Here is an 11,720-nt window from a genome sequence, read left to right as displayed (position 1 = left end):
GGGGTACCGGGGATGACGGAGATCGCGGGCGGGCTCGCGGGTGGGATCGCGGTTCACGGCGCGGCGGCGCTGTGCGTGTGCGGCGCGTTGTGGTGGACGGCCGAGCGGCGGCGGGCGCTGCACCGGGCCCGGTCGGTCCTGGCGCTGCCCGGCGGAGGCGAGGCCCGGTGGCCTGCGGCCTTCGGGCGGTGGCGGGACCTGGCCGGGCGGCGGCCGGAATGGCTGTGCCTGCCCCTGGCGGGGCTGTTGGCGCTGGTCGGCGCCTCGGTGCTGCCCCTGCTCGCGGGGGCGGCGGCGGTGCCGCTGGTGGGGCGGCGGCTGCGGGCGGCCCGGGAGTGGCGGGAGCGGGAGGCGCGCGCCGACGGCGTGGCGGCCCTGTGCGGGGCGGTCGCGGGCGAGCTGAGAGCGGGCTGGCAGCCCGCGCAGGCGCTCGCGTTCGCGGCCCGCTCCACGGGGGCGCTGGGGGCCCAGGAGGCGGCGGTGCTGGCCGCGGCCCGGTTCGGCGGCGACGTGCCCCGGGCACTGCGGCGGGCGGCGCGGCAGGACGGGGCCGACGGGCTCGCCGGGCTGGCGGCCTGCTGGCAGGTGGCCGTGGACGGCGGTGCGGGACTGGCCGCCGGGCTCGACCGCCTGGAGGCCGCGCTGAGGGCCCACCGGGACCAGCGGGAGCGGCTGCGGGCCCAGTTGGCCGGGGCCTGGGCGACGGTCGCGGTCCTCGCGGTGCTGCCGGTCGCCGGGCTCGGCCTCGGGGCGGCCCTCGGGGCCCGGCCCCTGCGGGTGCTGCTGCACACTCCGGCCGGCCTCGGCTGCCTGGCCGTCGGCGGGGCGCTGGAAGCCCTGGGCCTGTGGTGGGCGACCCGGATCGTGCGGCGCGGGGAGGAGCCGTGACGGCGGTGCTCGCGCTGTTCTGCGCCCTGGCGCTCGCGGCGGGCACGGTGGCCGACCGGCGCCGGGAGCGGCGGCTCCGCCACCGGGGCGCGGCGCTGCTGGCGACGACCCGCCCGGATCCGGGACCGGCCCGACCGCGCCGCTCCTGGCCGCCGCCCCGGCTGCGGGCCTGGGCCGGGCCCGGGGCGGCGGGGGTGGGCGGGTACGTGCTGATCGGCGGGGTGCCGGGCCTCGTCGCCGGGATCGGGGCGGCCTGGCTGCTGAGGCGCCTGCGCGCCCGCAAGGTGGCGGGCGAAACGCCGGAGGATCCGGAGACCGCCCGCCGGCTCCCCTTGGCGGCCGATCTGCTGGCGGCCTGCGCCTCCGCCGGGGCGGGCCCGGGGGAGGCGGCGGAAGCGGTGGGCCGGTCCCTGGGCGGGCCCGTCGGCGACAGCCTGGTCCGGACGGCGGCCGAGCTGCGGCTGGGCGGCGAACCGGCGGAGGTGTGGCGGAGGTTCGGCGCGCTGCCGGGCGCGGAGGGCCTGGCCCGCTGCCTGGAGCGGGCCGCCTCCTCCGGGGCGCCCGCGGCCGAGGCGGTCGCACGGCACGCCGAGAGCCTGCGCGCGGCCCGCGCCCGCGCGGCGGCGGTCCGTGCCCAGCGGGCGCAGGTCCTGATCACCGCACCGGTGGGCCTCTGCTTCCTCCCCGCCTTCCTGGCGGTGGGGGTGGCCCCGGTGGTCATCGGCCTGGCGACCGGGCTCCTGGGCGGCGGCTGAGGCCGGGGCGGGGGGTGCGGCGACCGGCGAGATCGGCGCGTGCGACTGGACGACTGGTGACCGACAACGACAACCGACGACACATGGCTCATGGCCGATGACCGACGAAGGACGAGGAGACGGACACGATGCGGATGCCGACGACGACTGTGACGACGACGGTGACGGGGGCCGAGGCGCCCCTCTTGGAGGGGCGGGCGGTGGTGCGGCTCGGTGCCTGCTGGGCGGTGTTGCGGGGCTGGTGGCGGGTGCGGCGGGAGGCGGTGCGCCGGGACGCGGGGATGAGTACGACGGAGTACGCGATGGGGACGATCGCCGCGGCGGCGTTCGCGGCCGTGCTGTACAAGGTGCTGACCAGCGGGGCGGTCACGAAAGCACTGGAATCGGTGATCGGGAGGGCTCTCGATGCGCCGTTCTGACCGGGGTTCGGTGACCGCCGAGACCGCGGTGGCGCTGCCCGCGCTGGTGCTGTTCACGGCGACCCTGCTGTGGGCCCTGGGGGCGGCCGGGGCGCAGATCCGGTGCGTGGACGCGGCCCGGGCCGGGGCGCGGGCGGTGGCCCGGTCCGAGCCGGTGGCCGCGGCGGAGGCTGCGGCACGGGCCGCCGCCCCGGACGGGGCCCGGGTCACGGTGGCCCGCTCGGGCGAGCTGTGGAGGGTCACGGTGGAGGCCCCGGCGCCCGGTCCCGGCGGCCTGGGGCTGACGCTCCGGGCCGGGGCGGCGGCGCTGGCCGAGGACGCGGTGGGGGAGGCGATGGTGCCGTGAGGGGCGGCGACCGGGGCTCGGCGACCGTGTGGACGGCGTTCGCGGCCTGCGCCCTGTGTGTGGTGTTCGGGGCCGTGCTCGCGCTGGGCCAGGCGGTGACGGCCCGGCACCGGGCGGGCGGGGCGGCGGACCTGGCGGCCCTCGCCGCAGCCGATCGGGCCCTGTGGGGCGAGGGCGACGCCTGCGCCGCCGCTGTCCGGGTGGCGGAGGCGCAGGGGGCGACCGTGGTCGGCTGCCGGGTCCGCGAGGACATCGCGGACGTCACGGCCCGGGCGACCAGCGGCCCCTGGTCCACCGAAGCCGCCTCCCGAGCCGGTCCGGCTGGGCTGCCGGGCCTACCGGGCCTACCGGGCCTATCTGGCCTACCGGGGCTGCCGGGGCTATCTGGCCAACCAGGGCTGCCGGGTCTCGGAGGGCTTCAGGGACTCCGTGGCCTCCAAGGCCCCCAGGGCCTCTCGGCGGGACCCGCCCAGCGGGCGGACCTCCCGGGGCCCTCGGCTCGGGCCGGGATCGCGGACCTCCCAGGGCCCTCGGCTCCGTCCCGGGTCACGGGGAAGGGGCGGTCTCCTCCGGGGGCGGTTCCGGGGACTCGCGGAGGAGTTCGGTGAGGAGGCGGATCGCGCCTCGTTTGTGGAGGGGGTCGTTGCCGTTGCCGCACTTGGGGGACTGGATGCAGGACGGGCAGCCGGAGTCGCACTCGCAGGAGGCGATGGCCTCGCGGGTCGCGGAGAGCCAGGCGCGGGCGGTGTGGAAGGCGCGTTCGGCGAAGCCGGCGCCGCCGGGGTGGCCGTCGTAGACGAAGACCGTCGGGAGCAGCGTGTCCGGGTGGAGCGGGACGGAGACGCCGCCGATGTCCCAGCGGTCGCAGGTGGCGAAGAGCGGCAGCATGCCGATGGAGGCGTGTTCGGCGGCGTGCAGGGCGCCGCCGAGGATCTCGGGGTTGATCCGGGCGGCATCGAGCTGGTCCTCGGTGACCGTCCACCACACGGCCCGGGTGCGCAGGGTGCGGGGCGGCAGGTCCAGTTTGGTCTCGCCGAGGACCTCGCCGGTGACGAGGCGGCGGCGGAGGAAGGAGACGACCTGGTTGGTGACCTCGACGGAGCCGTAGCAGAGGCGGCCGGCTCCCCAGGGGATCTCGGTGTCGGTGGACAGGACGGAGATGGAGGTGGTGTCGCGGGCGGTGGTCGAGTAGGGCGGGGCGGCCTCCTCGACGAGGGCGACGGAGTCCTTGAGGTCGAGTTCGCGGACGAGGTAGGTGCGGCCCTGGTGGAGGTGGACGGCGCCCTCGTGGACGGAGGCGTGTGAGGCGGCCTCGTCGACCGTGCCCAGCAGCCGGCCGGTGCCGGTCTCGACGATCCGGACCGGGCTGCCCCCGCCGCCCCGGATGTCGGTGAGGTCGGCGGCCCGCTCCCGGCGGGTCCAGTACCAGCCGGTGGAGCGGCGGCGCAGCAGGCCGGCCGACTCCAGCTGGGGGAGGAGGTCCGGCACGGCGGGGCCGAAGAGGGCGAGGTCGGACTCGGTCAGGGGGAGTTCCGCGGCGGCGGCGCAGAGATGGGGGGCGAGGACGTACGGGTTGTCGGGGTCCAGGACCGTGGACTCCACCGGGCGCTGGAAGATCGCCTCCGGGTGGTGGACCAGGAAGGTGTCCAGCGGGTCGTCGCGGGCGACCAGGATCGCCAGCGCGCCCTCGCCCGAGCGCCCGGCGCGGCCCGCCTGCTGCCACAGGGAGGCGCGGGTGCCCGGGTAGCCGGCGATGACGACGGCGTCCAGGCCCGAGACGTCCACGCCCAGCTCCAGGGCGGTCGTGGCGGCCAGGCCCAGGAGCTCGCCCGAGTGCAGGGCGCGTTCCAGGGCGCGGCGCTCCTCCGGCAGGTAGCCGCCCCGGTAGGCGGCGACCCGGCGGGCCAGGGAGCGGTCGACCTCGGCGAGGCGTTCCTGCGCGATGACCGAGATCAGCTCGGCGCCGCGCCGGGAGCGTACGAAGGCGACCGAGCGCACGCCCTGGACGGTCAGGTCGGTCAGCAGGTCGGCGGTCTCGGCGGTGGCGGTGCGCCGGACCGGGGCGCCCTGCTCGCCGTGCAGCTCGGTCAGCGGCGGCTCCCACAGGGCGAAGACCAGTTCGCCGCGCGGGGAGGCGTCGTCGGAGACCTCCGTGACCGGCAGGCCGGTCAGGCGGGTGGCGGCGCGGGCCGGGTCGGCCGAGGTCGCCGAGGCGAGGAGGAAGACGGGATCGGCCCCGTACCGGGCGCAGACGCGGCGCAGCCGGCGGATGACCTGGGCGACGTGGGAGCCGAAGACGCCCCGGTAGGTGTGGCACTCGTCGATGACGACGTAGCGGAGGGAGCGCAGGAAGGAGGACCAGCGGGGGTGGGACGGGAGTATGCCCCGGTGCAGCATGTCGGGGTTGGTGAGCACGTAGTTCGCGTACTGGCGGACCCACTCGCGCTCCTCGACCGGGGTGTCGCCGTCGTAGACGGCGGGCCGGATCCGGTTGCCGAGCGGGGCGGCGAGCTCGCGTACGGCGCGCCGCTGGTCGGCGGCGAGCGCCTTGGTGGGGGACAGGTAGAGGGCGGTGGCGCCGCGTCCGTTGGCGGCCTCGGCGCCGTCCAGGAGGGTGGAGAGGACGGGGGTGAGATAGGCGAGCGACTTGCCCGAGGCGGTTCCTGTGGCGATCACCACGGACGTGCCGTCCAGGGCGTGCTCCGCCGCTTCGGCCTGATGGGCCCAGGGGTGCTCGATCCCGGCGGTCTGGACGGCGTCGATCACCTCCGCGCGGATGCGGTGCGGCCAGACGGCATGGCGGCCCTCCCTGGCGGGCAGATGCTCCGTATGGGTGATGCGCGCGGCCCGGCTCTCGCCTGTGGAGAGCCGGTCGAGCACCTGACCGGGAGAGGGGCGGTTGCCCGTCTCCCCGGCGGGTCTGCGGGGGCGGTGATTCTTGGCCATCGGCATCGAGTGTGTCACCGGCGTGACGGACAATGCTTCCAAGGCGTCGTGCATGGCAGTCGGTAAGTGATTGAATGCCATCGCGGCCGGCGTTCCGTCCCGTGACTCCGCACGGGAGTTCCGAGGGACGGCCGCTCGATAGCTAGGTGCTGGAGGACCCGTGGACCTGTCTCTCTCGACTCGCACTGTGCCCGGCCCGTCTGGCGACCGCACGGTCGTCGAGGTCGGTGGCGAGATTGATGTGTATACCGCGCCCAAGCTGCGCGAGCAGTTGGTCGAGTTGGTGAACGACGGCAGCTACCACCTGGTCGTCGACATGGAAGGCGTGGACTTCCTCGACTCGACCGGCCTCGGCGTGCTGGTGGGCGGTCTGAAGCGCGTGCGCGCGCACGAGGGATCGCTGCGTCTGGTGTGCAACCAGGAGCGCATCCTGAAGATCTTCCGGATCACCGGACTCACCAAGGTGTTCCCGATCCACACCTCGGTCGAAGAGGCCGTCAACGCGGCCGACTGATCCGTGTAGCCGTCCAGGACCCCAGGGGGATCTCATGGCCACCGTTGAACTCCTCTTCAGCGCTCAGCCCGAGCACGTCCGCACGGCCCGTCTCGTGGCCGCCGCGGTCGCCCGCCGGGCCGGGGTCGACGAGGCGGTCCTCGACGAGGTCAGACTCGCCGTGGGCGAGGCGTGCTCCCGCGCGGTCGGGCTGCACCGCAGCAACGGGGTCACCACCCCCGTCCGGGTCGTGCTGACCGAGGAGGAGAAGACCTTCTCCATCGAGGTCGGCGACGAGGTGCCGGGCGCGGGTGTGGCGGCGGCCGACGCCGCCGGTGTGCCCGGGGCCCGGGACGCGGCCCCGGCCGAGGACTTCGACGACGCGGACGGTGAGGACGAGATGGGCCTCGCGGTGATCCGCGGGCTCGTCGACGACGTGGAGGTGAGCGCCGGCGAGGACGGCGGCACCATCCGCATGAGCTGGCCCGCCAACCCGGACGCCGCCCTCGCCTGATCCGCGGCGGTACGTACGCGTCGCGCGTACCCGCAGTGCTCAGACGTAGTACGACGAAGAGGTCCTGCCTTGTGCAGGGCCTCTTCGCTGTTCTCGGGGGACTGGAGGGAGGTCGCTGGGGGGGTCGCGTTAGCGCGTTCGGCCGTACGTCTGTCGCTGTTGTCCATTTTTGGGGGGAATTTCTTCCTAGACTCCGCCCTGTCTTGGCCTCGCGTACGTCAGGAGGACGAATGGCGGGTCTCGCAGCCGCGGTGCTCACTCAGGAGAACCGCGTCATCGTGGGCGTCGTCGCGGCCGTGGCGCTCGCCGCGCTGGCCGTGGCCCGGATCCTGGTCCGGCAGGTGATGGCGGCCGGTGAGGGCACGGAAGCCATGCGGCGGATCGCGGCGGCCGTGCAGGAGGGCGCCAACGCCTATCTCGCCCGGCAGCTCCGTACCATCGGCGTCTTCGCCGTCGTCGTGTTCTTCCTGCTGTTCCTGCTGCCCGCCGACAACTGGTCGCAGCGGGCCGGGCGGTCGCTGTTCTTCCTGGTGGGCGCGCTCTTCTCGGCGCTCACCGGGTATCTCGGGATGCGGCTCGCCGTCCGCGCGAACGTGCGGGTCGCCGCCGCGGCCCGGGACGCCACCCCTGGGCCCGGGGAACCGGAACGGGACCTGACGGATGTGGCTCACCGGGCGATGAAGATCGCGTTTCGTACGGGTGGCGTCGTCGGCATGTGCACCGTCGGCCTCGGCCTGCTCGGCGCCTCCTGCGTCGTCCTCGTCTACGCCGCCGAGGCGCCCAAGGTCCTGGAGGGCTTCGGGCTCGGGGCCGCGCTCATCGCGATGTTCATGCGGGTGGGCGGCGGCATCTTCACCAAGGCGGCCGACGTCGGCGCCGACCTCGTCGGCAAGGTCGAGCAGGGCATCCCCGAGGACGACCCGCGCAACGCCGCCACCATCGCCGACAACGTGGGCGACAACGTCGGCGACTGCGCGGGCATGGCCGCCGACCTCTTCGAGTCGTACGCCGTCACGCTCGTCGCCGCCCTGATCCTCGGCATGGCCGCCTTCGGCGACCAGGGCCTCGCCTTTCCGCTCATGGTGCCCGCGATCGGCGTCCTGACCGCGATGGCGGGGATCTTCGCCGTCTCCCCCCGGCGCGCCGACCGCAGCGGGATGACCGCCATCAACCGGGGCTTCTTCCTCTCCGCCCTGATCTCGCTGGTGCTCGTCGGCATCGCCGCCTTCGCCTACCTGCCGTCCTCCTACGCCGACCTCGAAGGCGTCACCGACCCCGCCATCCCCGCCCACGCGGGCGATCCGCGGGTCCTGGCGCTCGTCGCGGTCGCCATCGGCATCGTGCTGGCGGTGCTGATCCAGCAGCTCACCGGCTACTTCACGGAGACCGGTCGGCGCCCGGTCCGGGACATCGGGAAGTCCTCGCTGACCGGCCCCGCCACCGTCGTCCTGGCCGGCGTCTCGATCGGCCTGGAGTCCGCCGTCTACACGGCGCTGCTGATCGGCCTCGCCGTCTACGGGGCGTTCCTGCTCGGCGGCGGCTCCGTCATGCTCGCGCTGTTCGCCATCGCCCTCGCCGGTACGGGGCTGCTGACGACGGTCGGGGTGATCGTGGCCATGGACACCTTCGGTCCCGTCTCCGACAACTCCCAGGGCATCGCCGAGATGTCCGGCGACGTCCAGGGCGCCGGGGCGCGGGTCCTCACCGAACTCGACGCCGTCGGCAACACCACCAAGGCGATCACCAAGGGCATCGCCATCGCCACCGCCGTGCTCGCCGCCGCCGCGCTCTTCGGCTCCTACCGCGACGCGATCGCCACCTCGGTCGCCGAAGTCGGCTCCAAGGCCGGTGAGATGAGTCTCACCACGGGTCTTTCCGCGGGTGTGTCCACGACCCTCTCCATGGACATCTCGCAGCCCGACAACCTGTTCGGGATGGTGCTCGGCGCCGCCGTCGTCTTCCTGTTCTCCGGGCTCGCCATCAACGCCGTGTCGCGTTCGGCCGGCGCCGTGGTCTACGAGGTGCGGCGGCAGTTCCGCGAGCACCCCGGGATCATGGACCGCACCGAACAGCCCGAGTACGGGCGGGTCGTGGACATCTGCACCAGGGACGCGCTGCGCGAGCTCGCCACACCCGGGCTGCTCGCCGTCCTCGCGCCGATCGCCGTCGGCTTCGCGCTGGGTGTCGGCGCGCTCGGCGCGTACCTCGCCGGAGCCATCGCCACCGGCGCGCTGATGGCCGTCTTCCTCGCCAACTCCGGTGGCGCCTGGGACAACGCGAAGAAGCTGGTCGAGGACGGCCTGTACGGCGGCAAGGGCAGCGAGGCGCACGCCGCGACCGTCATCGGCGACACGGTCGGCGACCCCTTCAAGGACACGGCGGGGCCCGCGATCAACCCGCTCCTGAAGGTGATGAACCTGGTCGCGCTGCTGATCGCGCCCGCCGTGGTGCGGTTCAGCTACGGGGACGGCGCCAGCGCCGGTCTGCGCGCCCTGATCGCCGTCCTGGCGCTGCTGGTGATCGTGGGCGCGGTGCGGTTCTCCAAGCGGCGCTCGGTGGCCGTGGAGGGCGGTCCTGCGGAGCGGGACGGGTCCTCCCATGGCGCCACCGTGATTCGGTGACGCTCGGTCAAGGTGGGCGGTGAGGTGGGGATCTGACGTGACCTCCGCCCCTGTCCCCTTGGTGTAAAAGGCTGCAATATTGGATGAATCGGTCGCACGATCGGTGGAAGTCATCCGTACGGCGTGTATGTTCCGGGGCCGAGAGCCTTGGAAGGGACCGATCCGGTGAACAAGAAGCTAGCCGCCGCGCTGTCCTGCGGTGCGGTACTGGTGCTCGCGCTGTCGGGTTGCAGTGACGACAAGGGCGACAAGGTGAACGACTGGGCGAAGACGTTCTGCGACCAGGCGCAGCCGCAGATCCAGAAGCGGGCCGACGCCAACCAGCTGATCATCTCCACGGCCGCCGACGGCAAGCCCGAGACGATCAAGGCCGCCGACTCGAAGGCGTTCGCCGACATCGCCGCCGCCGACCGCGCGTTGGCCAAGGCCGTCGAGAGCGCGGGAGCGCCGCCGGTCGACAACGGCGAGAAGATCCAGCAGGACGCGATCAAGCAGTTCAACGCCACGGCCGTGGCGTACGAGGGCCTGAAGAAGCAGGTCGACGCGCTCGACACGTCGAACCAGCAGAAGTTCGCGGACGGCCTCAAGGCCGTCTCCGAGGGCCTCGGCAAGATCCAGAACATGGACCAGGACGCCGTCGCCAAGCTCCAGGCCGGCGAGCTCGGACAGGCCATGGCGAAGCAGCCGAGCTGTCAGACCCCGCAGGGCTCCGCCAAGCCGAGCACCTCCGGCTCGCCGAAGGCCGGCTCCACGCCCGACACCAAGGCCACCGCCTCCGCCAAGCCGTAGCGCGTCGGCGGGGCCGCGGGTACGCGGGGCCGCGGGCACGCGGGTACGACGAGGGCCGGTCCGGCGCACCACGCCGGGCCGGTCCTTCGGCGTGTCCTGGGCCGGTGCGATCGGGCGTACGGGCGCCCGGCAAGGTCCTGCGCCCGCGTGGCGCCGCCTTGGCTCGTACGTGGCGCGTACGCGGCTGTCGGTGGCGGCCGTTGTCGGTGGTGCCCGTCACAATGGGGCACGTGAGTACGACCAGCACGACCTCCAGCCTCCCGGTGCCCACGCACGCCGCCCGACTGCGTGAGGCGCTGCTCGCCGCCGACTTCACCGCCGACGGTCTGCTCGACCTGCTCGGCGCCCAGGCATACGCCGCGCTCGCCCGCAGCGAGACGGTCCCGGCCCTCCGGGCGACCCGCGGGGACTCCCCGCTGGAGACCCTCGTCCGGCTCTTCCTGCTCCAGCACGCCGTCGCGCCCGAGCGCGCCGCCGCCGCGCTCCCGCTGGAAGAGGCGCTCGCCGACGGCTGGGTCGTCCGGGAGGACGGCTCCGTGCGCGCGAGCGTCGACGTCCGGCCGTACGGCGGACCCGACGGCGAGGACTGGTTCATCGTCTCCGACCTGGGCTGCGCGGTCGGCGGGGCCGGGGGCATCGGCAAGAAGGACGAGGGGGTCGTCCTCGGTGTCGGCGGGGCCTCCACCACCCTCGCCGGGATCACCGTCCGGACGCCCGTCGCCACCGCGCTCGACCTCGGCACCGGCTCCGGCATCCAGGCGCTGCACGCCGCGCAGCACGCCACCCTGGTCACGGCCACCGACCTCAACCCGCGCGCCCTCGACTTCACCCGCCTCACCCTCGCCCTGTCCGGGGCCCGCGGCGCCGAGCTGCTGGCCGGCTCGCTCTTCGAGCCCGTCGACGGCGACACGTACGACCTCGTCGTCTCCAACCCGCCGTTCGTGATCTCCCCGGGCGCCGGGCTCACCTACCGGGACGGCGGCATGGGCGGCGACGACCTGTGCCGCACCCTCGTGCGGGAGGCGGGGGAGCGGCTCAACGACGGCGGATACGCGCAGTTCCTCGCCAACTGGCAGCACGTCGAGGGCGAGGAGTGGCAGGACCGGCTGCGCTCCTGGGTGCCGCGCGGCTGCGACGCCTGGATCGTGCAGCGCGAGGTCCAGGACGTCACCCAGTACACCGAGCTCTGGCTGCGCGACAGCGGCGACCACCGCGGCGACCCGGACGCGTACCGGGAGGCGTACGGGCGGTGGCTCGACGAGTTCGAGGCGCGGAAGACCAAGGGGATCGGCTTCGGCTGGATCACCCTGCGCAAGAGCGCGGCCGTGGCCTCCGGCGACGCCGAGCCCTCGATCGTCGTCGAGGAGTGGCCGCACCCCGTCGAGCAGCCCCTCGGCGACACCGTGCGGGCCCACTTCGAGCGCCAGGACTATCTGCGCGGCCGGGACGACGCGGGCCTGCTGGCCGACCGGTTCACCCTCGCGCCCGAGGTGGTCCAGGAGCAGGTCGGGCTGCCCGGCGCCGAGGACCCGGAGCACGTGCTGCTGCGGCAGAACCGCGGGATGCGGCGGGCCACCCGGGTCGATCACGTGGCGGCCGGGTTCGCCGGGGTCTGCGACGGCACGCTCAGCGCCGGGCGGATCCTCGACGCCATCGGGCAGCTCACCGGCGAGGACCCGGTGCTGCTCCGCGACCGCACCCCGCAGGCCATCCGGCTCCTGGTCGAGGAGGGCTTCCTGCTGCCGGTGGTCTGAGCGGGCGGGGGGGCAAGGGCCGGGGCTGGCGGGCGCGGGCCGGGGGCCGGAGCCGAGGGCCGGGGCCGGGGGCTGCCCGTCCGGTCCGTCGGTCTGCCCGGTCCGCCGGGTCCGGCCGCTCCGTCCGGTCCCTTTGCCCCGTCCGTCCCTCCGCTCCGCCCGTCCCTCCGCCCGTCCGGTCCGCCTGAGGACGTG

At 74.6% G+C, this 11,720-nt stretch carries 11 protein-coding genes; 10 read left to right on the top strand and 1 reads right to left on the bottom strand.

The genetic code is table 11. The annotated features are described in order from the left end of the window. The first annotated feature begins 12 nt into the window (after positions 1 to 12). The 5 genes from AB0C99_RS05275 (at position 13) to AB0C99_RS05255 (ending at position 3,016) form a co-directional block, all read left to right on the top strand. Positions 13 to 888: a type II secretion system F family protein gene (locus AB0C99_RS05275; protein WP_362469515.1), complete on the top strand. Its 876-nt coding sequence runs from the start codon at positions 13 to 15 to the stop codon at positions 886 to 888. Continuing rightward, positions 885 to 1,643, top strand: a complete 759-nt coding sequence (locus AB0C99_RS05270) for a type II secretion system F family protein (protein ID WP_362469512.1) — start codon at positions 885 to 887, stop codon at positions 1,641 to 1,643. Before AB0C99_RS05275 ends, AB0C99_RS05270 begins: the two co-directional genes overlap by 4 nt. Positions 1,644 to 1,924: 281 nt before the next feature. Beyond that, a complete protein-coding gene (locus tag AB0C99_RS05265) occupies positions 1,925 to 2,062 on the top strand; it encodes a DUF4244 domain-containing protein (protein ID WP_362469717.1) in 138 nt (45 codons plus the stop codon). Continuing rightward, positions 2,049 to 2,408: a TadE family type IV pilus minor pilin gene (locus AB0C99_RS05260; protein ID WP_362469509.1), complete on the top strand. Its 360-nt coding sequence runs from the start codon at positions 2,049 to 2,051 to the stop codon at positions 2,406 to 2,408. Before AB0C99_RS05265 ends, AB0C99_RS05260 begins: the two co-directional genes overlap by 14 nt. Further along, a complete protein-coding gene (locus AB0C99_RS05255; protein ID WP_362469506.1) occupies positions 2,294 to 3,016 on the top strand; it encodes an Rv3654c family TadE-like protein in 723 nt (240 codons plus the stop codon). Before AB0C99_RS05260 ends, AB0C99_RS05255 begins: the two co-directional genes overlap by 115 nt. Here AB0C99_RS05255 and AB0C99_RS05250 read toward each other — a convergent pair. After that, positions 2,955 to 5,435 carry a DEAD/DEAH box helicase gene (locus tag AB0C99_RS05250; protein ID WP_362469503.1) on the bottom strand — a complete coding sequence of 827 codons (2,481 nt, stop codon included), beginning with the start codon at positions 5,433 to 5,435 and terminating at the stop codon, positions 2,955 to 2,957. The genes AB0C99_RS05255 and AB0C99_RS05250 overlap by 62 nt on opposite strands. A gap of 79 nt (positions 5,436 to 5,514) precedes the next feature. Between AB0C99_RS05250 and bldG the strand changes: the two genes are divergently transcribed. From bldG to AB0C99_RS05225, 5 genes are all read left to right on the top strand, one after another. Continuing rightward, entirely contained in the window at positions 5,515 to 5,868 is a 354-nt protein-coding gene (bldG, locus tag AB0C99_RS05245) for an anti-sigma factor antagonist BldG (protein WP_046910178.1), read from the top strand. 34 nt (positions 5,869 to 5,902) lie between these two features. Continuing rightward, on the top strand, positions 5,903 to 6,361 hold the full coding sequence (locus AB0C99_RS05240; protein ID WP_362469500.1) for an ATP-binding protein: 459 nt from the start codon (positions 5,903 to 5,905) through the stop codon (positions 6,359 to 6,361). A gap of 230 nt (positions 6,362 to 6,591) precedes the next feature. Continuing rightward, complete coding sequence (locus tag AB0C99_RS05235) at positions 6,592 to 8,982, top strand: sodium-translocating pyrophosphatase (protein WP_362469498.1); 2,391 nt, start codon at positions 6,592 to 6,594, stop codon at positions 8,980 to 8,982. Between the two features lie 165 nt (positions 8,983 to 9,147). Continuing rightward, positions 9,148 to 9,771, top strand: coding sequence for a small secreted protein (locus AB0C99_RS05230; protein WP_362469495.1), 624 nt, complete (start codon positions 9,148 to 9,150; stop codon positions 9,769 to 9,771). Between the two features lie 221 nt (positions 9,772 to 9,992). After that, positions 9,993 to 11,525, top strand: coding sequence for a methyltransferase (locus AB0C99_RS05225; RefSeq protein ID WP_362469492.1), 1,533 nt, complete (start codon positions 9,993 to 9,995; stop codon positions 11,523 to 11,525). Positions 11,526 to 11,720: the final 195 nt, after the last annotated feature.

Source organism: Streptomyces sp. NPDC048659, from assembly GCF_040650575.1.
Lineage (GTDB): Bacteria > Actinomycetota > Actinomycetes > Streptomycetales > Streptomycetaceae > Streptomyces.
The sequence above is the reverse complement of the archived record's forward strand: the minus strand, read 5'-3'. Positions and strand labels throughout refer to the sequence as shown.

Excerpts from the sequence above, each read along its gene's own strand:
- AB0C99_RS05260 (WP_362469509.1), top strand. The coding sequence starts at position 2,049 with ATGCGCCGTTCTGACCGGGGTTCGGTGACCGCCGAGACCGCGGTGGCG.
- AB0C99_RS05235 (WP_362469498.1), top strand. The coding sequence starts at position 6,592 with ATGGCGGGTCTCGCAGCCGCGGTGCTCACTCAGGAGAACCGCGTCATC.
- AB0C99_RS05225 (WP_362469492.1), top strand. The coding sequence starts at position 9,993 with ATGGGGCACGTGAGTACGACCAGCACGACCTCCAGCCTCCCGGTGCCC.
- AB0C99_RS05265 (WP_362469717.1), top strand. The coding sequence starts at position 1,925 with ATGAGTACGACGGAGTACGCGATGGGGACGATCGCCGCGGCGGCGTTC.
- AB0C99_RS05250 (WP_362469503.1), bottom strand. The coding sequence starts at position 5,435 with ATGGCATTCAATCACTTACCGACTGCCATGCACGACGCCTTGGAAGCA.
- AB0C99_RS05275 (WP_362469515.1), top strand. The coding sequence starts at position 13 with ATGACGGAGATCGCGGGCGGGCTCGCGGGTGGGATCGCGGTTCACGGC.
- AB0C99_RS05240 (WP_362469500.1), top strand. The coding sequence starts at position 5,903 with ATGGCCACCGTTGAACTCCTCTTCAGCGCTCAGCCCGAGCACGTCCGC.